The sequence below is a fragment of the Halobacteroides halobius DSM 5150 genome, from assembly GCF_000328625.1.
In the GTDB taxonomy this organism is placed as follows: Bacteria; Bacillota; Halanaerobiia; order Halobacteroidales; family Halobacteroidaceae; genus Halobacteroides; species Halobacteroides halobius.
The window spans coordinates 2,384,638-2,409,137 of record NC_019978.1 but is presented as its reverse complement, the minus strand read 5'-3'; the positions used below and the strand labels follow the sequence as shown (position 1 = coordinate 2,409,137).

Below are 24,500 nucleotides of genomic sequence, written 5' to 3'. Positions count from 1 at the left end.
ATTGAAGTATGATTATATTTATTATATAATCTGAAAGAAAGGGAATAATAATCTATAAACTACTATTGGTGAGGGTGTTTAATAATGCGAGTAGCTTATTGGCTGTATGATTTATTGTTATTAGTTGTTTTTATTTTTTATTTGCCAGTTATGTTATATAAAATAATATTCAAAGGAGAACCTAAAGAACAATTTAAGCAACGTTTAGGATTCTTATCTGCTAGGATTAAATATAATCTATCAGGGAAACAGGTAATTTGGGTTCATGCAGCCTCTGTGGGTGAAACCGGAGCCGCTGAACCATTAGTTACAAAGTTACGTGATAAATTTCCCAAGTATAAGATTCTATTTTCTACGATGACTACTACGGGCCAAGAGATGGCCCATAAATTAATAGATGAGGCAGATGAGATCATCTACTTTCCTTTTGATTTACCCTGGATTATCAAGCGGGTTCTACAAACAGTTAACCCAGAATTAATCGTGTTAATGGAGACAGAATTATGGCCTAACTTAATTAGCCAAGCTAGCAAAAAAGGAAGTCAGATAATGGTTGCTAGTGGTCGAATTAGTGACCAAAGTATTGATCGTTATCAAAAACTAGGTCCTTTCGTAGAAGATGTATTAGCTAAGATTGATTCTTTTAGTATGCAGTCACAGTTAGATAAAGAAAGAATAATTACATTAGGGGCTAATGAAGATATAGTTTATAATAATGGAAATACTAAGTTTGACCAAGAGTATGGTAGTACTAGCCCTGAGGCTAAAGAAAAAATTTATCAAGAGTTTAAATTAGATCCTAAAGAACCTATTATAGTAGCTGGTAGTACTCATGAGGATGAGGAAGAACAGTTACTATCTTGTTACCAGAAGTTAAAAGAAAAGTTTCCTGATTTAGTCTTGCTCTTGGCCCCTAGATATGTAGTCCGAAAAGAAGAAATTGAGGCTATCTATCATAGAGCAGGGATTAAGACTGTCAGAAGAAGTAGAATTAAGACTAGAGACCCCCAGCAGGAGTCAGTGATTATAGTAGATACTATTGGTGAGCTAGCTAGCTTATATGGGATTGCCGACCTTGTTTTTGTAGGGGGTAGTTTAATAGATAGAGGAGGACATAATATTTTAGAACCTGCTGCCCAAGGAAAACTGGTCTTCTTTGGCCCAGCTATGTATAACTTTAAGGATAGTACAGAGTTATTATTAGAGCATGGCGTAGGAATTCAGGTACAGGATGCTGACCAGTTGGCAGTTAAAATGGCCTGTTATCTTAAAGACCGAGCTAGGTTAAAGGCTAAAAATAGACAAGCCCTAGATTTAATTAAGCAAAATCAAGGAGCAGCTAGGGCCAATGCTAAGTTAGCCCAACAATTAATAGCTACCAGAAAGATATTATTAGTTCGTTTAAGTGCTATTGGGGATGTAATTCATGCTTTACCAGTAGCTAGAGCAGTTAGAGAGACTTATCCGCAGGCCCAATTAACTTGGATTGTAGAGGAAAAAGCAAAGGATTTAGTAATAGATAATCCTAATTTAGATCGAGTTATTGTCTTACCTAAAGAGCAATGGAAAGCCGACTTTAAAGCAAACAAGAGGGCTACTCTAAAAGAAGCTAAAGAATTTTTTGCTAAGATAAGAAAAGAATATGATTTTGATTTAGCTTTAGATCTTCATGGCTTATTTAAAAGTGGTCTAACAGCTTATCTAAGTGGGGCCAAGCGAAGAATCGGTTCCCAAGCGGGCCAAGAAGGTAGTCCCCTCTTTTATAATCAACAGCTAGAACTACCTACAACCCAGATGCACCAGATTGATAAGCACCTTTATTTAGCTAAAAAGGGGTTAGGAGCTACCAGTCAAGAGGTAGGATTTGATATTGTGATCTCTAAAGAAGAAAAAATAAAGGTAGATCAATTATTAACTGAACTAAAGATAACAGAAACTGATAAATTAGTAGCTATTAATCCTTTAACTAGCTGGGAATCTAAAAATTGGTTACCTAGCAGATACGCTCAATTAGCTGATAGATTGATTAAAGAATTAGATGTTACAGTTATCTTTACTGGCGGGCCAAGTGATCAAGAGCAGATAGAAGCCATTCAAGATCAAATGGATACTCTAGCCTATAATCTAGCAGGCCAGACTAATCTAAAAGAAACAGCCGAGCTTTATAGGCGGGCCCTAATTTTTGTAGGTGGTGATACAGGTCCACTTCATCTAGCAGTAGCTATGGGTCTTCCCGCGGTAGCACTCTTTGGCCCAACTACTCCAGTAACTCATGGCCCTTATGGCAAAGAACATATTGTGATTCAACCAGATATAGAATGTAAAAAATGCTGGAAGCGAGAGTGTCCCAAGGAGACTCATAGGTGCATGGAAGAAATAACAGTTGATCAAGTTTTTAGTGTTATTAATCAAAAAATTGGAGTGTGAGTAAGATGAATCAGATGCAAAAAGCTGAACGAATAGTAATTATCGATCTACTATATTTGGGAGACTTGCTATTTGCCACCCCATTCTTTCGTAATTTGAAAAAGAATTTTCCCCAAGCTAGAATAGATTTAGTAGCCAATGCCAATTTTGCTGAGATAATTGAGGACAATCCTCATTTGGAGCAGGTGTATGCCTATGATAAAGATTGGGGCCTTACAGAAAGTTGGAGTTTTGCTCGAGAGCTAAGCGGTAATGATTATGATCTAGGACTTAATATCCATGGTAATTGGCGGACTGCTCTATTACTAAAGATAATTAATCCTAAGTATAGTGTAGGGTATGGTACCAAAGGTAGAGGAGTTTTTTTAGACCAGACTTTAACTCCAGTGGAAGCAGGACATATGGTTGATAATTATCTTGCTTTATTACCAGAAATAGATCTAGATATTTTTGATGATGCAGGACAGGAGTTAGGAATTAATGATTCGGCTTTAGAGAGTATGGAGCAGTTTTTAACTACAGCTAATACTGATGAAAATAAGATTATTGGTTTGAATACAGGAGCTAGTTGGCCTACTAAACGGTGGCCTTGCCATAATTGGGCCAACCTAGCAGATAAATTAATCAAGCAAGGGGCTAAAGTAGTCTTTTTTGGTGGGCCCGGTGATGTTGATCGGGTAGACCAGATAGTAAATATGATGGAGGAGGAACCTATTGTAGCTGCCGGAAAGACTAATTTAAAGGAGTTAGCTGCTTTAGCGTCATTATGTGACTTATTTATTAGTGGTGATAGTGGACCAGTTCATGTAGCTGCTAGTGTAGATACTCCGACTATAGCTATTTTTGGCCCGTCAGATGAGAAAAAGTATCACCCGTACGGAGAGAATCATCAAGTAATAAAGACTGAACTTGATTGTCGCCCGTGTGGTGAGCATGAGTGTCCTTTAGAACATCATCAGTGTATGGAGAATATTAGTGCTGAGGAAGTTTTGAGCTGTGTGCTGTGAGTAAATAATTCCCCTCTAAATGTATGTAATTATCTAGATTGAGTAATAGTAATTTTAGGGGGTGACTAATGAACAAATTAAATATACTACATATTCATTCTGCTAAACACTTTGGTGGTGGAGAAGTCCATCTCTACCAACTGGCTAAAGGGCTATCTGCAAGAGGTCATAATCTTGTTTTGGCAATTAGAGAACCTATGGTTGATAAGTTTTCAGGGTTAGATGTTAAGATAGAAGAGTTACCTTTAAGAAATGTGTTAGATCTTTCTTCTATTTCACAGTTAGTTAAAATTATAAAAGAGAATAAAATAGATATCATTCATGTTCATCGTGGGAAAGGTTATTGGTTAGGTGTTATCTCTGTTAAGTTGGCTAGAAGAGGTAAAGTAGTAGCTACCAGACATATTCTTCGTTCTTTAGGAAAGGGATATGTTTATTCTCGATTATATGAGAATATTAGTAGATTTATAGCTGTATCTAATGAAGTAAAGAATATTTTAGTTCAGGAAAATAAGATAGCTGATGACAAGATAGCTGTAATCTATAATGGAGTTAATATTGAAAATTTTAATACTAAAAAGGTTGATAATCAAGGCTTAAAGCAGGAATTTGGACTTAAGAATAATGAGTTAGTAGTCGGAACGGTAGGTAGATTAGGTGCACTTAAGAATCAAGAGTTATTGGTCAAGATGGCTGCTAAACTAAAGAATAAAGCAGATGTTAAGTATCTAATTGTAGGAGAAGATAATAGTTCTAATCAAAGCTATAAGCATAGACTAGAAGACTTGATTAAAGAGTTTAAATTAGAAGATAAGGTGGTTTTAACAGGATTTCGTAGAGATATTCCTGAACTAATGAGCCTTTTTGATATTCTCGTTGTTCCTTCACAAGAAGAATCATTTGGGATTGTGGCTATTGAAGCTATGGCAATGAAGAAACCAGTAGTAGCTAGTGATGTTGGTGGCTTAAAAGAAATTATTCAAGATAATAAAACAGGATTTTTAGTACCTTTAGTAGAAAAAGAATTTATAGGCAGGTTGCTAAAGCTAATAAATAATTCAAATTTAAGAAAAAAGATGGGTCAAACTGGATATGAAAGAGTATTAAATAAATTTACAATTGAAGCCATGATTGACCAGACGGAGGAGTTGTATTTTAGTTGTGTGCTGTGGGCATAAGACACACGACACAAGAAGGAGGCAACTAGATGGTATCTATTGGAGTATTAGTTTTAACTTATAATGAAGAGGATAATATTGAAGAATGTTTAGAAAGCGTTAGCTGGGTTGATGAGATAGTAGTAGTCGACTCTTATAGCCAAGATGATACTTTAGAGTTGGCCCGGCAGTATACTTCAAATATCTATCAACGTGAATTTGATGACTTTGCTACCCAGCGAAACTATGGTTTAGACCAGATGGAGTCAGAATGGGTGTTAGTAGTTGATGCTGACGAACGTGTTACTTCTGATTTACAAGAAGAAGTCTTAAATAAGTTATCTAATCCTGAAGCTAGTGGTTATAAGATTCCTCGGAAGAATTATTTCCTAGGCAAATGGATTAAATACTGTGGCTGGTATCCAGATTATACACTACGGCTATTTAAAGTAGCTGATAATAGATATAGTGGATTAGTTCACGAAGGGTTAAAGATAGAAGGAACAGTAGAAAAACTGGAGGGCACTTTAATTCATTATACTTATCGTGATTTAGAACATTACTTAAATAAGATTAATCACTATACTACTTTAGATGCTCAAAAGAAGTATCAAGCTGGCAAAAGAAAAAGACTATTATATATATTAATGCGTCCAGTATTAGAGTTTATCAAGAAGTATATCCTGAAGAAAGGCTTTCTGCTAGGTTCTCAGGGTCTTATCTTAGCTATTTTATCATCCTACTATCAATTTTTAAAGTATATTAAGTTGTGGGAGAAGTATAATAGCGATGAGTCGTGAGCTATGTGCTCAAGACACAGAGCACAAGATACGCGATCCCAAAAGGAGGTGAAATGAAATTTGAAGAAGATATTATTCCTCAATAGTTGTGTAGAATGGGGCGGTGGAGAAAAGTGGACTTTTGAAACAGCTCTAGAATTACATAATAGAGGTTATCAAGTGACTGTTGGTAGTGTTCCTAATAGTGAATTATATCAACGAGCTAAAGAGAATGGACTTAATACTAAAGTAGTTCCTATTAGAGGTAGCTTAACAGTTCTAAATCCAGTTAAGTTAATATCTTTTGTTAATTACTTAAAAAGTGAGGAAATAGATACTATTTTTTTAAATTTATCTCAGGATTTAAAGTTTGGTGGCTTAGCAGGTAGATTAGCTGGAGTAGATAAAACCATCTATAGACGAGGTAGTGCAATCCCTATTAAAGATAGGTTTTATACTGAGTTTTTATTAGAAAATTGTGTAACTGATATTATAGCTAACTCTCAATCTACTAAAGAGACGATTTTAGAAAATACGGCTCAGTGGTTATCTGAAGAGAAGATAGAGATTATTTATAATGGAATAAAGTTGAATAAAGTAGAGCAAGAGCAGGAAGTTGGTCCTGATATTCGGGATGAGTTTGGAATAAATAAAGAAACTACTCTAATAGGGAATGTAGGTAGACTAAGTGAGCAGAAAGGACATAAATACTTAGTAAAAACAGTTGATTTACTAAAGGATAGACTAGATGACTTTAAAGTTTTAGTAGTTGGTAAGGGAGAGTTAGAATCTAAGATAAAAAAGCAAGTTAAAGATTTAGATTTAGAAGAATACATAATTTTTACTGGTTTTAGAAGTGATATTTATAATATTATGAGCCAGATGGATTTCTTATTACATACAGCTTTATGGGAAGGTTTTGGTTTTGTAATTGCTGAAGCAATGGCTGTTGGTAAGCCGATTGTAAGTACTAATGTAAGTAATATTTCTGAGATTATAATAGAAGGAAAGACTGGTTACTTAGCTGAAAGTAAAAAACCTGAGAATATTGCTAAAGAGGTTATTAAAATGGTTAAGCTTAGTCCAGATGAAAGAAATAAGATGGGACAATTAGGTAAAGAGATAGTAAAAGATAATTTTGCTTTTCAGGATAAAGTTTCGAGACTAGAAGATCTATATCTTATAATGAGTGACAAGAAATTAGTAACGAGTAAGCAGTGATAAGTAATCAGTTGCTATCAGTCTTCATATAGTTTAGCTGATGGCAGAAGACAGATAGCAGACGGTAGATGAACAGAAGGAGGAGGTAATAAGTGGATACGGGCTTAAGGCAAGTGGTTGAAAATATAAATTGTGAGATAGAAGAGAAGAGTTCAAGTGATAAATTAATTTGGCTTACTCAAGAATGGGCTACTGATAATTTTAGAGAATTTATAAGTTATAGAGATGAATTAGAAACTGGAAAGATTATTGATGATAATCGTAATCTATTAGTCCATATTTCAGCTGATATAAAGCCAAATCTTAAAGAAGATATTATGGTCAAAAAATTCAACCTAGTTAGAAAGTATGATAAATTAAGATTTTGTTTTCTAAATTCTAAGGCAGTTCGTTCTTTACGATTAGCTTTGGCCTTACAAGAGTTAGGACTTAATACTCCTCAGCCTTTAGCTGTTATAGAAGAAAGAGGTAAGTTCAATCAACTAATTTATAGTTATTTTATTACTGAGTATATTGATTATGATTACAATCTATTAGATATTGTTAAGGATTATGACCATCCTCAGCGAGAGAAAGTAAAAGGCTATCTCCCTTTAATTGCAGATGATATCAGACAGATGCATGATGCAGGAATAGTTCATAATGATCTTCACGCAGGTAACATTTTAGTTAAGGAGAGAGAAGATAAGCCTGAATTTTATTATATAGATTTAAATCGAGGTCGGATAAAGGATGAGTTAAGTATTAAGGCTAGGATGAAGGATTTGGCAAGATTTAAATTAACAGAAGAGGAACAAGAGGTCTTTCTTAAAAATTATGATCCCCAAAACTATAAAAAACTACTAAAATTAATGATCGCTCAAAGAGAAAAAAGAAAGAAGTTTAAAGAATGGAAAAGAAAAGTGAGAATTATTTTTAAAAAATAAGATGGGAGGATTAAAAATGAAAATTAGTGGATTTTCAATGGTGCGTAATGCTACTAAATTGTACTATCCAATAAAAGAAGCGATAGAATCTATTCTACCTATTTGTGACGAATTTATAGTAGCAGTAGGAAAAGGAGATGAAGATGATTATACTAGAGAGCGGATTGAAAGTATAGATAGTGATAAGGTCAAAATAATTGATACTGTTTGGAAGGAGAAAGATTTTGAAAGCGGTAGAGTGAATGCTATTCAGACTAATATTGCTTTAGATGAATGTAGTGGAGATTGGTGTTTTTATCTTCAGGCAGATGAAGTAGTTCATGAAAAGTATTTACCAGTGATAAAAGATAGATGTAGAGAGCTTTTAGATGATGATGAAGTAGAAGGTTTAGTTTTTGATTATAAGCATTTTTGGGGTGACTATGAACATTATCATAATAGTCATGGTTGGTATAAGCGTGAGGTAAGGGTAATTAAAAATAATATAGGAGTTAGATCTCATAATAGTGCTCAAGGATTTAGAAAGAATGGAGAGCCTACTAAAGCAGCTCATGCTAATGCAGAAATATTCCATTATGGTTGGGTAAGACCTCCTCATTATATGCAGAGTAAAAAGAAAGCACTTGATTCTGTTCATTGGGGTAAGGAAGAAGCAGAAGAATTTTATAAGACTGAACCTGATGAATTTGATTATGGCCCTTTAGATCAACTACCAATTTATAAAGGTACTCATCCAGAAGTAATGCAAGATTGGATTGCTAAAATGGACTGGGAAGATAAATTACAGTATAGTGGTGAGCCTGATCCAAGACGTGAGTTACATAAGCATGAACAGACTAAGAATAAGATTCTAACTTCTATTGAACAATGGTTAGAAAGAAAATTTGGAGGAAAAGTATATCTAAGTAGTCACCGTAATTACAAATTATTGGGAGAAAAATAATCAGTTATTGTTAGGATAGTTAGTATATTTTAGAAGGAGGAAATAATATTTTAATTAAGAACAAGGACTCTAAATTAACTAGTTTTTTAGACCAGGGAATTATAATAGGTTTATTTATATTTGCTTTAGCATCTTTAACTTCTAAAGGATTATCGAGTATAGGTATAGGATTGGTTGTTCTATTTTGGTTGGTTCGTATTATTATAACTAAAGATTATAAATTTACATCTCTACCTTTAAATAAAGCAATGTTATTATTTTTAGTATCGATATTAGTCTCGGGAGTAGATGCTTGGGGAATTAAATTTTTAGATGAAGTTAGCTCATTTATCTTATTGGTGTTATTTTATTTTGCTATAATTAATACGGTAGATAATCTTATCTTAATTAAGAAATTAGCTTATACTACTTTATTTTCTATGCTTATAGGAGTAGGGTATGGCTTGTATCAAAAATTTTACTTAGATATGCCTCGAGTGGGAAGTTTTTCTTTTGCGTTAAGCTTTGGAGAGTTTACAGCTATTTTTCTAATGTTTACTATCTCCTATTTACTCTGGTCTAAAGCCGATAATAAGCAGAAAGGTGGATTATTATTTTTAACTGTAATTATAGCATTAAATCTATTATTTACTAAATCTCGAGGAGCTTGGTTAGCTTTTATTGGTGGTTTGTCTAGTTTGGTTTGGCTAAAGGATAAAAGAATAATAATAATATTTTTAATCTGTTTACTAGTTTTACCCTTATTGTTACCTCAAGAATATATAAGTAGATTTAAAAGTAGTTTTAATGTAACGACTAATAGGTCTAATCTGGGTCGGATAGCATTATGGAAGGGTTCGTGGCTAATGTATAAGGATCATCCAATTAATGGAGTAGGCATTGGTAGATTTAGTTCAATTTATAGTAATCAATACAGACAACCTCATACAACTAGTATTGATCATGCTCATAATAATTGGTTACATTTATTAGCTACTACAGGTACTATTGGAGTGTTAGCTTTTGGATATTTAATTTTTAAGATTCTGAAGTTGTTATATTATGGCTATTATAAGATAAATGAATCTAATTGGCATTTATTTGTATTGGCTTCTCTAGCTGCTGTGATTGTATTTAATATAGAAGGGTTAACACAATATAACTTAGGAGATACAGAAACATCACGATTTTTTTGGTATTTAGTATCTTTAAATTCTATAGTAATTAATAAGTTAGTGAGGGAGGGAGCAAAGGAATGAGAGTATACTTTAGACCTAGTGAAAGTAATAGTAACAAGTATATTAAGAATATTGTACAAGGATTAGAGAAGAAGGGAGTAACTATTGCTAACAAAGGATTTAGTAGTAATTCTCTAGCTAGGATTAAATGTACCATGTCGCAAGATGTTAAAGTCTTTCATTTTAATTGGGTATTAAAAAGGGCAACGGGAAAAGAAATTGATAGTTATATTCAAACGTATAAGTTGATAACATGGTTAAAAATATTACAAAAGATTGATCGAAAGATCATTTGGACTATGCATAATAAAGTACCACATAAATTTGATAATACTAGTTTAGTGTATAAATTTAGAGAGTTTATGATTCGGAATAGTGATCGAATAATTATTCATTGTACTGAAAGTAAAGAGATCTTAAAACAATATTTATCAGTCGAAGATTTTGAACACAAGGTAAGGTATATTCCTCATGGGCATTATATAGATAATTATCAAAAGACAGATGATGATTTTAGAAAAGAATTCAATATAGCTAAAGATGATTTTGTATTTCAATTTTTAGGACAGATTCAGCCATATAAAAATATTGATTTGCTTATCAAAGTTTTTAATGATTTAAAACTAAAAAAATCCAAGTTATTAATTTGTGGTCGCCCTGCTAATGATAATTTAAAACAGAAATTAAAAAAGTTAACCAATAAAAATAATAATATCATTTTTATACCTAAGTTTATACCTAACAATCAAATAGTTAAGTGTTTAAATACTGGTGATGTGTCGGTACTGCCGTATAATAAACAGAGTGTATTAAATTCTGGTTCTATTTATTTGGCTTTATCTTATAAGCAACCAGTAATTACATCCCAGATAGGAACTGTTAAAGATATGGAGGGTAGAGATTTTATCTTTAGTTATAATTATGAAACTAGAGATGAACATTATAATAATTTAAAACACAAGATGAAAGATTGTTATAATTTAGCTAAAGACAATAAGGATAATTTCTCTAAATTAGGAATAGAAGCTTATGATTATCTTCAACAAAATAATAGTTGGGATAATATTATTAAGAACCTATATAATATTTATGAGAAATGTTTCGAAAGATGACTTAAAGTAGAAAAATGATATGAAATTAAAAATCAAGTTAGTATTTCAACTATTGACATAAATATAAAAAAAGGAGGAGAGTATGAAAAAGACTAGAATTATTTTATTAGTAATTTTGATTTTATCATCACTTCCTGCAGCCGCTCAAGAGAGATGGAGGTTCGATTTTTTATTAGGTGTGCCTTATAATTTCTCAACTCCTTTGAGTATTGAGCAAGAAGGATATGATGATATTAATTTAGGTAATGCTGATTATGAGTCTAAACCTTTTGTAAACCCAATCTATTATTCTTGGCGTTTAGGTCGTTGGAAGCGGGATAGTGCTTGGGAGTTAGAACTTCTTCATCAGAAGCTCCATTTACAGAATAAACTTCGAGAAGTAGACCACTTTGAAGTCTCTCATGGATATAATTTAATTACTATTAATAGGGCTTGGCAAAGTGATAGTTTGACTTATCGTTTAGGAGCTGGAATAGTCTTGGCCCATCCTCAGACTACTATTCGAGGTAAGACTTTATTTGAGCAGGGGGGAGTTTTAGATACTGGATATTATATTGCCGGGCCAACCTTGCAGGTAGCTGTAGATAAGAAGTTTCCTGTAACTAATAGATTATATATTATCACAGAAGGTAAATTGACAGCCTCTCATGCTATTATACCTATCAGCGGTGGACAGGCTAAAGTACCTAATCTGGCCTTACATGGATTATTAGGATTAGGTTATAAATTTTAAAGGAGGAGCTTATGCAAAATATATACTTATCTAAATTCAATAAAATAACTGCTTTTTTACTAGTAGTTATTAGTAGTGTACTTATCTTCTCTCCCTTAGCTAAGGCTAACTTAGATGAGGTTATTAGAGATAGAGTTCAAGCAACTGATACAGGATTTGTTGATAGTTCAATGCAGGCTATTACTTACTTAGGAGATGGAGCTGTTGATACTATTATAGCCAGTGCTTTGCCTGATGAAGAAGCCAAATATGATGCTTATAAATCATTACTAGTTGGTGGTCTCTCAGTCTTTACTTTAAAGTCTATTATCGGGAAAAAGAGACCACCTGGGCCAATTGAATATAATCATTTTACTCTAGATAGTAAGTATCATGCCTTTCCTTCAGGACATACAACAACAGCTTTTGCTTTAGCTACTATTATAGCAGAGTATTATCCAGATTATAAGTATCTATCTTATGGTTTAGCAACTCTAGTAGGGATCAGTCGTTTATATGAAGATAGACACTGGTTTAGTGATGTAGTTGCCGGAGCAGGTTTAGGCTATGCAAGTGCAAAGTTTGTAAAGTATAAGTGGTAATAATGTCGAAATTTAAAATTAATAGGGCCAAAAATAGATTAAAAGTGACTTACTTTGATAAAAAGTGTTAAATGACACATAAATTCAGGCTTTTTAGTTGTAAAATTAAAGTAAAGTTGGCCCTAAGTAACAAATTATCAGTTTTGGAAAGGGGTAAAATATGAACCAACTGGAGAAGAGAGAAGAATTTGTAGAAATCGATTTAAGAGAGTATCTTAAGGTATTAAGCAAAAGGAAAAATGTGATTATAGGAATCTTTTTAGTAGCAGTTTTATTAAGTGGATTTATAAGCTATTTTGTCTTAGATCCTGTTTATCAATCACAAGCCACAATTAAATTAGGAAATTATAGTGGAGAATATTCTAATCCTCAAGTGGCAGCAAGTTTCTTAACTAGTTTAGGTTATTTAAAACAGGTTAATCAAGAGTTGAATTTAGATTATACTACAAGTCAACTTACTAAATTAAAAGAAGAAACATTGAAAGTTAAGAGATTGGAAAATACTAAAGATTTAATTACTATCACTTACAATAGTAAAAGTGCTAAAAATACAAAATTAGTTATTGATAAATTAATTGAGCAATATAAAAATAATAGCTTAGTAGAATTTAATCAAAACCGAAAGCTCAAAGAAGAAAGACTAGCAGCAATTAAGGATGAGATTAAGAATTTAAAAGCTAGAATTAATCAGACAAGAAGTGTGCTTAATAATTTAACAGAAACTAAATTATCTACAGTAGATCAAGTAGTATTGAACAATGATTTGATAGGTAAGTTACAAGCAATGAATCAAATGAAATCATCATTAATAAATCAAAAATATTCTCTAATAAATAAGCTAAATGATATGCAAGCAATGCAAGTAATTAATGAACCAGTAAAACCAAAGATTCCTATTAAACCTAACAAGAAGTTAAACATTGCTATAGCTGCTGTATTAGGGTTGATGATAGGAGTCTTTGCTGCCTTTTTACTTGAGTTTTTAGATGATGGTCAAGAAGTAGTAACTAGTAGCTAAAACAGATTGCAATTTAAAATGAGTATGTTATAATACTAACAGTCTTTAGAAGATTTATTTTCCAAATAAGAAAAATGTTTTAATTTGAAATTTAAAGTAGGAATTAAGGATAAATTGTAGAATTTATTATAAAGTATACCTTATAAGTATTAGTCAAGCATAAGACTGGGGGGTTACAGATGTCAGAAGTAGAAAGTAGAGTAATAGAGGAAAGAGTAGAAGAGTTTAATATGGAATTAGTCAAGGAAGAAAGAATAGAACAGACAGGGTATTTAGCTATTAAAAGAATAGTTGATATTGTGGTATCTATAGTAGGATTGGCTATAACAGCACCTATTATGTTATTGGCTACTATTGCTATTAAACTAGAGTCACCCGGGCCAATTATCTTCAAACAGACTCGCTTAGGAAAAAATGGACAAGAATTTACTATTTACAAGTTCAGATCCATGGTCAAAAACGCTGAAAAGAACACAGGAGCAGTCTGGGCCAAAAAAAATGACGCCCGAGTAACTAACGTGGGTCGCTTTATCCGAAAGACTCGGATTGATGAACTCCCTCAGTTTATAAATATCTTAAAAGGTGAGATGACTTTAGTAGGGCCAAGACCCGAACGTCCATCTCTGACAGATGAATTTCATCAACAGTATCCTGGTTTTAAGAATCGCCTATTGGTAACACCTGGTGTAACAGGACTTGCACAGATTAAGGGTGGCTATGATATAACTCCTGGACAAAAGTATCGGTTAGATAAACTATACATTAAACGACGAAATTTATTATTAGATATAGAGATTATGTTTAGAACAGCTTTAGTAATGATTATCGGTGATGGAGCGAGATAAAAGCAATTGACAATTAACAATGTAGAATTTACAATTAACTACCATAAGAGATATTAAACTACAGTATAAGATAAGAGGAAGGTGAGAAGATGATTACACCATTAATCATGGCTGGTGGGGTAGGAAGTAGATTTTGGCCTCTGAGCCGAAAAGATCGACCAAAACAGTTTTTAAATCTAGTAGATGAAGACCGAAGTATGATTCAAGCTACAGTAGATAGAATTAGCAAATTAACTGCTCATGAAAATATTTTTATTGCTACCAATGATAGATACGCCCACAAGATGAAAGAACAGTTACCTGAAATCCCAATGGATAATATAGCTGTAGAACCAATGCGCAAGAATACGGCAGCTTGTATTGGACTAGCTTCACTATATATTGAACGAAAAGATCCAGAAGCAGTGATGATGGTCTTACCTTCTGATCACTTGATTAAAGATGAAGCTAACTTCTTAGAAGTAATGGAGAGTGCTGTTGAAGTAGCTAACAGAGGAGATAATTTAGTAACATTAGGTATCCGACCTAATCATCCCGAGACAGGTTATGGCTATATAGATTATGCGAGTAAGTATGATGAGATAGATGGTAATGAGGTTTTTGAGGTAAATGCCTTTACTGAAAAGCCTGATAAAGAGACAGCTAAAAAGTTTGTAGATGATGGTACTTATCTCTGGAATAGTGGTATGTTTGTCTGGAAAGTATCTACTATTCGGAAGATGTTTAAGGAACATATGCCTCAATTACATAAAGGTCTACAAAAGATGAAAGAGGCGCTTGGAACACCTAAAGAGAGAGAAGTAGTAACTGAGGAATTTGCCAAATTAGATAGTATCTCTATAGATTATGGAATTATGGAAAAGGCAGAGAATATTTATGTTATCCCCGGTAGCTTTGGTTGGGATGATATTGGAAGTTGGCCCGCCTTAGAAAGAGTAGAAAAGAGAGATAAAAATGGAAATGTAATTAAGGGAGAACATATTGGGATTGATACCGAAAATACTATTGTGCATGGTAATGGTAAAATAGTTACTACCGTTGGGCTTGATGATGTAGTAATTGTTGATACAGAAGATGCTATCTTAGTTTGTGATAAGAAACGTGCCCAAGAAGTAAAGGAGATTAGGAATCTACTAGCTGATAATGGTTTAGAGAAGTGTTTATAAGTAACCTTAAATCAAAAGAAAGGTTGATTTGAATTGAGTAATGAGACTGTTTTAGTAGTAGGAGGAGCAGGATATATTGGTTCTCATCAAGTGAAAATGCTAGATGAGCAAGGATATAATGTGGTAGTTTATGATAATTTATCCAAGGGGTATAGAGATTTAGTTACAGTTAATAACTTTATTAAAGGAGATCTAGCTGATAAAAATACTCTAAGAGAAGTTTTTGAAGAGTATGATATAGATGCAGTTATGCATTTTGCTGCTTTTATAGAAGTGGGAGAGTCAGTAAAGGATCCAGCTAAATATTATAGAAATAATGTAGTGAATGTAATTAATCTTTTAGATGTAATGTTAGAGTATAATGTGAATAATTTTATTTTCTCTTCAACGGCAGCAGTTTATGGTGAACCTGAGGAAATTCCTATTAAGGAAAATCAGAAAAAAGATCCCATTAATCCATATGGTAAATCTAAATTCATGGTAGAACAGGTTTTAGAAGATTATGACCAAGGTTATGGTCTGAAGTATACTTGTTTTAGGTATTTTAATGCTTCAGGTGCAGATGAAAGTGGAAAAATTGGAGAAAAACATAATCCAGAAACCCATTTAATCCCTTTAGTATTACAAACTGCTTTAGGAGAAAGAGATGAAATTTATATTTTTGGCACTGATTATGATACAAGAGATGGTACTTGTATCAGAGATTTTGTTCATGTTAATGATTTAGCTGATGCACATATTAAAGGTTTAGAAAGACTATTTAGTGGTGGAGAATCTGAAGTATTTAATTTAGGTTCAGGCGAAGGTTATTCTGTTAAAGAAATCATAGATAAAGCTATAGAAATTACAGGGATTAATTTTAAAGTTGTAGAAGATGATAGAAGACCAGGTGATCCAGCTGTACTTATTGCTGATAGTTCTAGAGCAAGAGAAATTTTAAATTGGAAACCTAAATATAATTTAAGTGATATAATAAAAACAGCTTGGATCTGGCATAAAAATAATAATGATTGGATGTAAAAAGCTATAATTAGGATTTATAAAAAAGCGAGGAATAAAATATGATAAATAAGAAAGAGGAGTTAGTGACTGATTCCCATTCAAAAGAATTAGTTAAAAAAATAGTTATATATGTCCCAAGTAAAATTTTTCCTGCATTTCTTAGTTTAGCTTTTACAGCAATATTTACACGAGTTTTTTCAACGGGAAGTTATGGTAAATATAGTTTGATGTTAAGCATAGCTACATTAGTAGTTGCAATTTTATCTCAATGGCTTCAGCAGTCTATCAATCGTTATTTTCCTGGTGCAAAAGCTAAAGAAAAAGATAAATTGAGAGAAATCATAGGATTAGGTTTTATATTTATTATCGGAGTAATTTTAATTTTGGCAGTTATAGGTTGGATAATAGTTGAGCATTTATTTCCTAATTGGAGTGTTTATTATATATCGTCTATTTTATTTATATTAGCTTATAGTTTATTTAATCCTTTAAGAGTAATTTTCCAGGCAGATATGCAAGCTAATAAATTTACTAAATATAGTTTATTTAAATCTATTCTTAGATTTGGAATTTCTGTAGGATTAGTATTTTTAGTTTTTAAAAAAACTTATAATTTACTTTTGGGAACGGCTTTAGGGGGGTTGTTTTTAGTTCCCTTTTTATGGTGTGAATTAAATTTTCCTTCCTTTAGTAATATTCTTAGTAAAAAAAAGATTAGAAGCAGATTAGTTAGATTGAAAAAACTTTTTAATTATGGTCTTCCTATGACTGGTTGGTTTTTGGTAGCCACAATTTTAAATGTAGGAGATAGATATATTATTCAGTGGTTCAAAGGGGCTAGTCAAGTTGGCTTATATTCTGCTAATTATCGATTGATTAATGGAACGGTTGGTTTAATGACAGCACCCATCGTAATGGCTGTTCATCCCTTTTTAATGCGAGCTTGGGAAAATTCAGATAAAGAAAAAATGTCAAAATGGTTAGAAGTTATTATAGAGTACTTTTTTATTGGAGGTATATTATTAATAAGTGGAGTTTGGCTATTTAGTAAAGATATAGCTTTTTATTTCTTAGGATCTCAGTTTAGAAAAGGACATATTATTATGCCAGTAGTAATAGGAGGGATTATAATTTGGCAAATGGGGATGTACTTTCATAAACCCTTGGAATTTGTTGAAAAAACTAAAGTTATGTTTAAATTAGGTTTAATAACTGCAATAATTAATATATTATTAAATATATTGCTTATACCTAAATTTGGGTATATAGCTGCTGCATATACTACTTTAATTAGTTTCATTTTCTATGCAATAATCGCAGCAGTTATCGGTAAAAAAATCATAAATTGGAAAATTAACTGGAAAAAAATAATTAATTATTTTTTTTTAATTTTACCTCTTGTATTAGGTTTACGAATATTAAGAATTAAATTATTTATTAATTATATGCATATAATTAATTTTGTTTTAAGTATGATTTTATTTTGCGGAATAATAATTATTATAATTGGATTAGAACATTTTTTTAATAAAAATAAGTCTAATTAGATAATAGAATTGAGAGGTGGATTATAAAGATATGAAAAGGAAAGTTCTAATTATTGGACCAAAATTTTATAATTATAATAAGAGCGTTGGAAAAGCCTTTCAGCGTTTAGGGTGGCAAACAGAAATTATAGATTTTTTTGAGGAATACCCTCCTGGATTAAAGAATAAAATTTTATGTGGTGCTTTATCTGAAATATTTAAAATAAAATATTTTGTACGAAAATATGATAAGACTATAAATGAATATATATTAGACATTTATAGAGACTTTGAGCCAGAAATAGTTTTTGTTATAAAAGGCCACAAACTTTACCCAAAAACTATAAAAGAAATGAAAGGGTCTAAGGTAGTTTTATGGATGATGGATTCCATTTACAGGGTTCCTGAGACATACAAGAATTTAGATTTATATGATTATAAATTTATGTTTGAAAAAAGTGATGTTAATAAATTAGAAAAAGAAGGTTTTTGTTCTTATTTTTTACCATTAGCTTTGGATAGTGAGATTTACTATCCTATAGATAAAAAAGAAGATATTGATATTTTATTTGTTGGATCTTTATACCCAGAACGATTAGAAGTTTTAGATAAATTAATAAATGATTTTCCTAAATTTAATATTAAAATTTATGGTAAGTATACTAATTGGAGGAGGCCGAATTCATATATTAATTATTATTTAAAAAAATATGACCATTACTTTATGAATAAAAATATTTTACCTAAAAAGGTTAATGAGTTGTATTCGAGGTCTAAATTGATTATTAATATTCATCATAATCAATCGCAATATGGTTGTAATCCAAAGGTTTTTGAAATATTAGGAACTAAATCATGTCAATTAGTTGATAATAATAAATTTGTAAGACAAAATTTTTCTCAAGAGGAGATTGTAACTTATTTTAGTTATAATGATTTAAAAGAAAAAATAAAAAAATATTTAGTAGATTCTGAATTAAGGTCATCTATATCTGAAGAGGGATATGAAAAAGTCAAAAAAAATCATAATTTTAATAGGAGAATACAAAAAGTAATAAGTATAATAAATTCATGATTTTATCGAATTTTATTATTTTAATTTTTAAAACAAGCAATAGGTTATTCTATTGCTTGCTTAGGTAAAATTGTTAGATGATTAATATAACTATTTTTAATAAATAAAGAAGAGATTAATGTAGTAGTGTTATTTTTAGAAGGAGGTAATAAGATGAAGATTTTATTTATAAATTTAACTCCATTTTATGGTGGAGGAGAAGTTTATTTAAAAGAGTTAATAAACAATTTTTTTCGAAGAAAGGATTTTCAGAATGTTTATCTAGCATCTCCTAAAGTTGATGAATTCTTTAATAATTTAATTATACCTAAAAAGAATATCTTTGATATATGTAATGGATATTCTAGATTTAAAAGAAATTCCAGGGATATTAATGAAATAATTGAAAATAATAATATAGATTATGTTTTTTTAAATGGAAATAGGTCTATTTATTTAGCACCATTGATAAGTAAAAAAGTAAAAAAAATATGTACAAGGCATATGCTTTTGAATTCTAATTCAGGATTGAAAAAAATTGCATCTAAATTTATTGGTAAAATGGCTACAAAATATATTGATAAGGTAATAGTAATATCGAATTATCATAAGAATGAACTTTTAGAAAATGACTTTTGTAATGAAGAAAAAATAGAGGTTGTTTATAATGGTATCAATACAAATCATTTCACACCTAAACCTTTTAATATAGAAGACAATATTACTAGGATTACTCAAATTTCACGGTTAGAACCGCATAAAGGTCATTTGGATCTAATATCTGCTTTTGAAAGAGTTTATATGGATAATAAGAACATTAGATTATTAATCGTAGGAACTGGAAGTCAAGAAAAAAAATTAAAAAGGATTGTTCGGGATAGAAATCTAGAAGAATCAATATCCATATTAGGTTTTAGAAAAGATATAAAAGCAATCTTAAATAAAACTGATATTTTTGTTTTACCTTCTTATGATGAAGGATTCCCATTATCTATATTGGAAGCAATGTCCATGGGGGTTCCAATTATATCAACAAATATAGCAGGAATTCCTGAAATGATTGAAGAAAATAAAAGTGGATTTTTGATTAAACCAGGGGATATAAATAATTTAAAGGCTAAGATTGAATTATTAATTAACGATTTAAAATTAAGAAAACAAATGGCTGATTGTTGTATGAATAAATCTAGGCAATTATTTGATGTTTCTAATATGGTCAGTAATACACTTGAAGCTTTAAAAAGGATTTAGATAAAATGAGAATTAAACATATCAGATTTAAATTAGAAACAATTTTATTTTTATTTATATTAGTTAGTATTCAAGTTAATAATAGTAAATATTTTATTGAGATTAGTGGATTATCTATAAGATATTATATGATATTTATATTATTAGGTTTGTTTTTTATTATTTTTAATAGAAGAAAAGTATTAGTTGAATGGTTGCTTAATTATATTTTTATATTCCTTTTTGGAATAATCTCATTTTTATATAGTCCATTTCCTGTTGAATTTAGTCATGTTCTAAAATATTCGATATTCTTCTTGTTTCAAATGATATGTTATTTTGTTATTTTAAATATTTATTTTAAAATAAATAATAGGGAGAAGGCGAAATTATTTAAAATATTACTATTTATATTTTCTTTTAGTTCTTTGATTTTATATACTATTCAATTACCTATAACTTACGGTAGTTATAGTACAACATATTTAGGTATATTTTATGGTCATAATGGAGTTCCTAGAATGACTGGTTTCTTTGAAGATCCAAACTATTTTGGATTATATATAAACACATTTATGTTCATATTTATATTTGTCAAATATAAATATGAACATAAATTTAATAGAACTGATTATTTAATATTAATAATTTCTATTCTTTGTATTGTGTTAACTCATTCAAGGGCTGCAATGATTAGTGATTTTATTGCAATTTTTTTATTATTTTTAACGTTAAAAAAGAATTTAAAAATAAAATTAGCAACTATAAGTTCGTTTTTTCTTATTATCATTATTGGAATAATTTATTATAGTTTTCCCGACTATTTGAACGAAATATTTTCTAGATATAGTTTTTCTGGAGGTTCATTTAGTGAAAGATTGAAACTTATGAAGATAGGTTTAAATAATATTGTAAGGTATCCTTTTGGTGTGGGATTAGGTAATGTACAATTCTATTATAATGAATTTTATGGAAAGCTTAAATTAGCCCATAATGATTTTTTATCTGTATTTATTGAAACAGGTGTAATAGGTATTACATTTTATATTTTATATTTTATTAGAATTTTTATTTTATCTGGAAAATATGGTAAGATATTAATCATAACATTATTTATACATTTGAATACACTTTCATGTTATAAATATGAGCCAATTATTCCAATTGCTTTAGCAATTCTAATCTTAGAAAGTAAATATAATTATTATTTTAAAGAAGGGTGACAATTATGAGAATAGGTATAAATGCTAAATATGCTTTTGACAAGAAAGTAAGGGGGATAGGAAAATATACTTTAAAACTAATTCAAAATTTAGCTAGAATAGATACCAATAATTTTTATATCTTATATGTAGACAAAGTTTATTCCAATAATGATATATTTAATAATTTACCAGACAATTTTAAGATTAAACAAGTAAAAGAATCAAATTATTTACTATTTGAGCAAGTAAAACTACCTAAATATATAAAAAAAGATAGTTTAGATGTATTTCATGCTACTGGTAATACCTTTCCTGTATTAACAGACTCTAATCTGAAGATGATCGTTACGATACATGATGTAATGTTTTTAAAAAATGAAGATATTATCCCTCAACCACAGACTTTTTATCAAAAACTAGGGAAGTACTATAGAAAATATAATTTAAAATTTAAAAGTAAAATTGATAAAGTTATTACTGTTTCTGATTTTTCAAAGTATGATGTACACCAAGAGACTAATATAGACTTATCTAAAATAAAAGTCACTAGATTAGGATTTGAAAAAAAATTTTTGAATTATGAAATTAGTCAAAAAGAAATTGAAAAAGGTAAAGAAAAGTTTGGAATTAAGGATCAATTTTTTTATCATTTAGGTGGAGATGCTACTAATAAAAATACTGAACAAGTTATAAAAGTTTATAGTAAATTACCTAGTCATATAAAGGTTAAATATCAATTAGTAATAACTGGAATAAAACATGATTTGGAAGATTGGAAACGAAAATTGAAAGATTATGGACTAAATAATGAAAGAGTTATTTTTACTGGATATGTAACTGATGATGAACTGAAATTTTTATATGACCAAGCTGAACTATTTTTATTCTTATCATTATATGAAGGATTTGGAATTCCAATATTAGAAGCCATGGGGAGTAAAACTCCAGTTATAGCTTCAAATCGTTCGGTGATTCCTGAGATAGTAGGTGATGGGGGGAAGATTGTTAACCCAAATAATGAAACGGAAGTAGTAAATGCTATTTGTAATATTTTAAAATCTCAAGAGTTATATTGTAAGATAATTAATAAAGGAGTTAAGAATTTAAATAGATTTAGTTGGTTGGAATTAGCTAAATTAACTTTGAAACAATATAAAGAGGTGTATCAAAAATGAATGTTCTATATGTAACTCCGCGTCCTCCTCATTCTCCATATAAAGGAGATCAATTAATTGCCTATAATCAAATAAAAAGATTAGAAAATAAATGTAAGTTGAATCTTATTACATTTATAGAAACTCAGAAACAGAAAAAAGAAGTTCATAATGAATTTGCTGAGTATTGTGAAAATATATTTTTTATTAAGCTCTCAAGAAGCAAAAAAATTAATATATTGAAAACCTTAATTAATTACAAACCTTTTCAAGTAAATATGTTTAAGGAATCTAGAGCTAAAGAAAAAATAGAAGATATAATTAATAGTGTTGATCCTGATTTAATACATGTACAAACTATAAGATTGGCCGAATATTTTTTAGATACTAACTTACCTAAAGTAATTGATATGATTGATGCTATATCATTAAATATGAAAAGAAGAAGTAAAAAAGATAGTTTTTTATTAAAACTTCCTTTCTATTTAGAAAGTTATTTATGTGAGAAGTATGAGGATAAAATTTTAGATGAATTTAATCAAGTTTTGTTAATATCTAAAAAAGATAAAGAATATTTAAAAGACAGTGACAAAATAAAAATAAATCCTAATGGAACATATATAGATCAAGATTTTTTATCTAATTATAATAATATAAAAAAGGAAAAGGCTCTTGTTTTTCATGGTAATATGCAGTATTTTCCCAATGTTGAAGCGGTAAATTATTTTACAAAAGAGATTTTCCCAAAATTAAAAAATGAATATAAAGATTTAAAATTTTATATTGTGGGAAAAGATCCAACAGAAAAAGTTGAAAAATTAGCTAATAAAGAAGGGGTTATAGTTACAGGCTTTGTTGATGATATATGTGGATATTTAATCAAATCACTAGTGGGGGTTTATTCATTAAGATCTGGAACTGGAATGCAAAATAAGATACTTGAAGCATTAGGTTGTGGGTTACCTTCTGTGGTTTCTCCATTGGCTCTTCAAGGAATTCAAAATACCAATGATTCACATGTGTGTATTGCAAGAAATAAAGAAGAATTTATAGAAAAGATTAGTATACTTATTGAAAATGAACAATTAAGAAAATCCATTGCTAAAAGAGGACAAGAGTTTATTTTAAATAATTATACTTGGGAGGCTAATGTTAATAGACTATTAAAATCATGGAAAAACACGTTAAACGATTAACCATTTTCTAAAGGAGGTAATAAGATGAAAGGGATTATTTTAGCAGGTGGTTCTGGAACTAGACTATATCCATTAACTAAAGCATTATCAAAACAGAGTTTACCAGTTTATGATAAGCCAATGATTTATTATCCATTATCAACATTAATGTTATCAGGCATAAGGGAGATACTTATTATTTCTACTCCACAACATTTACCGGTTTATAAAGAAATGTTAGGTGATGGAAACCATATAGGACTAGATATTTCTTATAAAGTACAAGAAGAACCAAAAGGATTAGCACATGCCTTTATAATTGGAGAAGAGTTTATTGGAGATGATAATGTATCTTTAATTCTTGGTGATAATATCTTCTATGGTCAAAACTTTAGTCAAATATTAAAAAGAGCTGCCTCTTTAGAAGAAGGAGCCACTATCTTTGGTTATTATGTAAAAGATCCAAGTAGTTTTGGTGTAGTAGAATTCGATGATAGTGGAAAAGTATTATCCTTAGAAGAAAAGCCAGATAATCCAAAATCAAGTTATGCAGTACCTGGATTATATTTTTACGATAATACAGTTGTGGAGAAGGCCAAAGAAATTGAACCTTCAGATAGAGGAGAACTTGAGATAACTGATATAAATAAGCTTTATTTAGAAGAAGAGCAGCTAATGGTAGAACATTTTGGTCGAGGTATGGCTTGGTTTGATGCAGGAACTCATGATGGATTATTAGAGGCTGCTACATTTGTAGAAGCTATTCAAAAGAGACAAGGACTTTTTATAGCTTGTCTAGAAGAAATAGCTTATAGATTAGGTTATATTAATTCTGAGCAACTAAAAGAATTAGCTCAACCATTGATGAAGACTAATTATGGTAAATATTTATCTGATATTGCTCAAGGGAATAGAGAGTTTAAATATAATTCTACATTATCAGAGGTAGCAGCAACTAAAGAGTAGAAATAGGAAATAAACTGTTCACTATTTTTACTATTGATGATTGAAAGGAGTAATTA

22 protein-coding genes are annotated in these 24,500 nt (G+C 30.2%); all 22 read left to right on the top strand.

Annotated elements, in window-relative coordinates:
- The first annotated feature begins 84 nt into the window (after positions 1–84).
- The 22 genes from HALHA_RS11755 (at position 85) to rfbA (ending at position 24,444) form a co-directional block, all read left to right on the top strand.
- A complete protein-coding gene (locus HALHA_RS11755) occupies positions 85–2,427 on the top strand; it encodes a glycosyltransferase N-terminal domain-containing protein (protein ID WP_015327989.1) in 2,343 nt (780 codons plus the stop codon).
- 5 nt (positions 2,428–2,432) lie between these two features.
- Positions 2,433–3,434, top strand: coding sequence for a lipopolysaccharide heptosyltransferase II (gene waaF, locus HALHA_RS11750; RefSeq protein ID WP_015327988.1), 1,002 nt, complete (start codon positions 2,433–2,435; stop codon positions 3,432–3,434).
- A 68-nt stretch (positions 3,435–3,502) separates the two neighbouring features.
- Positions 3,503–4,612, top strand: coding sequence for a glycosyltransferase family 4 protein (locus tag HALHA_RS11745; protein WP_015327987.1), 1,110 nt, complete (start codon positions 3,503–3,505; stop codon positions 4,610–4,612).
- A 29-nt stretch (positions 4,613–4,641) separates the two neighbouring features.
- Entirely contained in the window at positions 4,642–5,391 is a 750-nt protein-coding gene (locus tag HALHA_RS11740) for a glycosyltransferase family 2 protein (protein ID WP_015327986.1), read from the top strand.
- Positions 5,392–5,451: 60 nt separating this feature from the next.
- Positions 5,452–6,591, top strand: a complete 1,140-nt coding sequence (locus tag HALHA_RS11735; RefSeq protein ID WP_015327985.1) for a glycosyltransferase — start codon at positions 5,452–5,454, stop codon at positions 6,589–6,591.
- 92 nt (positions 6,592–6,683) lie between these two features.
- Positions 6,684–7,517 (top strand): lipopolysaccharide kinase InaA family protein, encoded by an 834-nt coding sequence (locus HALHA_RS11730; RefSeq protein ID WP_015327984.1) that lies wholly within the window; start codon positions 6,684–6,686, stop codon positions 7,515–7,517.
- Between the two features lie 16 nt (positions 7,518–7,533).
- A complete protein-coding gene (locus HALHA_RS11725) occupies positions 7,534–8,460 on the top strand; it encodes a glycosyltransferase family protein (protein WP_015327983.1) in 927 nt (308 codons plus the stop codon).
- A 170-nt stretch (positions 8,461–8,630) separates the two neighbouring features.
- Positions 8,631–9,698: an O-antigen ligase family protein gene (locus HALHA_RS11720; protein WP_015327982.1), complete on the top strand. Its 1,068-nt coding sequence runs from the start codon at positions 8,631–8,633 to the stop codon at positions 9,696–9,698.
- Positions 9,695–10,789, top strand: coding sequence for a glycosyltransferase family 4 protein (locus tag HALHA_RS13185; RefSeq protein ID WP_015327981.1), 1,095 nt, complete (start codon positions 9,695–9,697; stop codon positions 10,787–10,789). The genes HALHA_RS11720 and HALHA_RS13185 overlap by 4 nt, the downstream gene beginning before the upstream one ends.
- An 82-nt stretch (positions 10,790–10,871) precedes the next feature.
- Positions 10,872–11,522 carry a hypothetical protein gene (locus HALHA_RS11710; protein WP_015327980.1) on the top strand — a complete coding sequence of 217 codons (651 nt, stop codon included), beginning with the start codon at positions 10,872–10,874 and terminating at the stop codon, positions 11,520–11,522.
- A gap of 11 nt (positions 11,523–11,533) precedes the next feature.
- On the top strand, positions 11,534–12,103 hold the full coding sequence (locus HALHA_RS13180) for a phosphatase PAP2 family protein (protein WP_015327979.1): 570 nt from the start codon (positions 11,534–11,536) through the stop codon (positions 12,101–12,103).
- Positions 12,104–12,263: 160 nt separating this feature from the next.
- Entirely contained in the window at positions 12,264–13,121 is an 858-nt protein-coding gene (locus HALHA_RS13175) for a YveK family protein (RefSeq protein ID WP_015327978.1), read from the top strand.
- Positions 13,122–13,300: 179 nt separating this feature from the next.
- Positions 13,301–13,966, top strand: coding sequence for a sugar transferase (locus tag HALHA_RS11695; RefSeq protein ID WP_015327977.1), 666 nt, complete (start codon positions 13,301–13,303; stop codon positions 13,964–13,966).
- Positions 13,967–14,055: 89 nt separating this feature from the next.
- Positions 14,056–15,132, top strand: a complete 1,077-nt coding sequence (locus HALHA_RS11690; protein ID WP_015327976.1) for a mannose-1-phosphate guanylyltransferase — start codon at positions 14,056–14,058, stop codon at positions 15,130–15,132.
- 33 nt (positions 15,133–15,165) lie between these two features.
- On the top strand, positions 15,166–16,152 hold the full coding sequence (galE, locus tag HALHA_RS11685; RefSeq protein ID WP_015327975.1) for a UDP-glucose 4-epimerase GalE: 987 nt from the start codon (positions 15,166–15,168) through the stop codon (positions 16,150–16,152).
- Between the two features lie 41 nt (positions 16,153–16,193).
- Positions 16,194–17,681 carry a lipopolysaccharide biosynthesis protein gene (locus HALHA_RS11680; RefSeq protein WP_015327974.1) on the top strand — a complete coding sequence of 496 codons (1,488 nt, stop codon included), beginning with the start codon at positions 16,194–16,196 and terminating at the stop codon, positions 17,679–17,681.
- Between the two features lie 31 nt (positions 17,682–17,712).
- Complete coding sequence (locus HALHA_RS11675; RefSeq protein WP_015327973.1) at positions 17,713–18,735, top strand: CgeB family protein; 1,023 nt, start codon at positions 17,713–17,715, stop codon at positions 18,733–18,735.
- A gap of 153 nt (positions 18,736–18,888) precedes the next feature.
- The gene (locus HALHA_RS11670) at positions 18,889–19,965 is read left to right on the top strand and encodes a glycosyltransferase family 4 protein (protein ID WP_015327972.1); all 1,077 of its coding nucleotides are present in this window, start codon (positions 18,889–18,891) and stop codon (positions 19,963–19,965) included.
- A gap of 500 nt (positions 19,966–20,465) precedes the next feature.
- Positions 20,466–21,167, top strand: a complete 702-nt coding sequence (locus HALHA_RS13575) for an O-antigen ligase family protein (protein ID WP_169314491.1) — start codon at positions 20,466–20,468, stop codon at positions 21,165–21,167.
- Positions 21,168–21,172: 5 nt separating this feature from the next.
- The gene (locus HALHA_RS11660; RefSeq protein ID WP_015327970.1) at positions 21,173–22,324 is read left to right on the top strand and encodes a glycosyltransferase family 4 protein; all 1,152 of its coding nucleotides are present in this window, start codon (positions 21,173–21,175) and stop codon (positions 22,322–22,324) included.
- Positions 22,321–23,499, top strand: a complete 1,179-nt coding sequence (locus HALHA_RS11655; protein WP_015327969.1) for a glycosyltransferase — start codon at positions 22,321–22,323, stop codon at positions 23,497–23,499. The genes HALHA_RS11660 and HALHA_RS11655 overlap by 4 nt, the downstream gene beginning before the upstream one ends.
- Before the next feature lie 24 nt (positions 23,500–23,523).
- Positions 23,524–24,444, top strand: a complete 921-nt coding sequence (rfbA, locus tag HALHA_RS11650) for a glucose-1-phosphate thymidylyltransferase RfbA (protein WP_015327968.1) — start codon at positions 23,524–23,526, stop codon at positions 24,442–24,444.
- Positions 24,445–24,500: the final 56 nt, after the last annotated feature.

What these genes read in the sequence shown, in the direction of transcription:
- HALHA_RS11740 (WP_015327986.1), top strand. Translation starts at nt 4,642, where the DNA reads ATGGTATCTATTGGAGTATTAGTTTTAACTTATAATGAAGAGGATAAT.
- HALHA_RS11690 (WP_015327976.1), top strand. Translation starts at nt 14,056, where the DNA reads ATGATTACACCATTAATCATGGCTGGTGGGGTAGGAAGTAGATTTTGG.
- HALHA_RS11660 (WP_015327970.1), top strand. Translation starts at nt 21,173, where the DNA reads ATGAGAATAGGTATAAATGCTAAATATGCTTTTGACAAGAAAGTAAGG.
- HALHA_RS11695 (WP_015327977.1), top strand. Translation starts at nt 13,301, where the DNA reads ATGTCAGAAGTAGAAAGTAGAGTAATAGAGGAAAGAGTAGAAGAGTTT.
- HALHA_RS11745 (WP_015327987.1), top strand. Translation starts at nt 3,503, where the DNA reads ATGAACAAATTAAATATACTACATATTCATTCTGCTAAACACTTTGGT.
- HALHA_RS11655 (WP_015327969.1), top strand. Translation starts at nt 22,321, where the DNA reads ATGAATGTTCTATATGTAACTCCGCGTCCTCCTCATTCTCCATATAAA.
- HALHA_RS13185 (WP_015327981.1), top strand. Translation starts at nt 9,695, where the DNA reads ATGAGAGTATACTTTAGACCTAGTGAAAGTAATAGTAACAAGTATATT.
- HALHA_RS11725 (WP_015327983.1), top strand. Translation starts at nt 7,534, where the DNA reads ATGAAAATTAGTGGATTTTCAATGGTGCGTAATGCTACTAAATTGTAC.
- HALHA_RS11675 (WP_015327973.1), top strand. Translation starts at nt 17,713, where the DNA reads ATGAAAAGGAAAGTTCTAATTATTGGACCAAAATTTTATAATTATAAT.
- HALHA_RS13175 (WP_015327978.1), top strand. Translation starts at nt 12,264, where the DNA reads ATGAACCAACTGGAGAAGAGAGAAGAATTTGTAGAAATCGATTTAAGA.
- HALHA_RS13180 (WP_015327979.1), top strand. Translation starts at nt 11,534, where the DNA reads ATGCAAAATATATACTTATCTAAATTCAATAAAATAACTGCTTTTTTA.
- waaF (WP_015327988.1), top strand. Translation starts at nt 2,433, where the DNA reads ATGAATCAGATGCAAAAAGCTGAACGAATAGTAATTATCGATCTACTA.
- HALHA_RS11670 (WP_015327972.1), top strand. Translation starts at nt 18,889, where the DNA reads ATGAAGATTTTATTTATAAATTTAACTCCATTTTATGGTGGAGGAGAA.
- HALHA_RS13575 (WP_169314491.1), top strand. Translation starts at nt 20,466, where the DNA reads ATGACTGGTTTCTTTGAAGATCCAAACTATTTTGGATTATATATAAAC.
- HALHA_RS11755 (WP_015327989.1), top strand. Translation starts at nt 85, where the DNA reads ATGCGAGTAGCTTATTGGCTGTATGATTTATTGTTATTAGTTGTTTTT.
- HALHA_RS11680 (WP_015327974.1), top strand. Translation starts at nt 16,194, where the DNA reads ATGATAAATAAGAAAGAGGAGTTAGTGACTGATTCCCATTCAAAAGAA.
- HALHA_RS11710 (WP_015327980.1), top strand. Translation starts at nt 10,872, where the DNA reads ATGAAAAAGACTAGAATTATTTTATTAGTAATTTTGATTTTATCATCA.
- rfbA (WP_015327968.1), top strand. Translation starts at nt 23,524, where the DNA reads ATGAAAGGGATTATTTTAGCAGGTGGTTCTGGAACTAGACTATATCCA.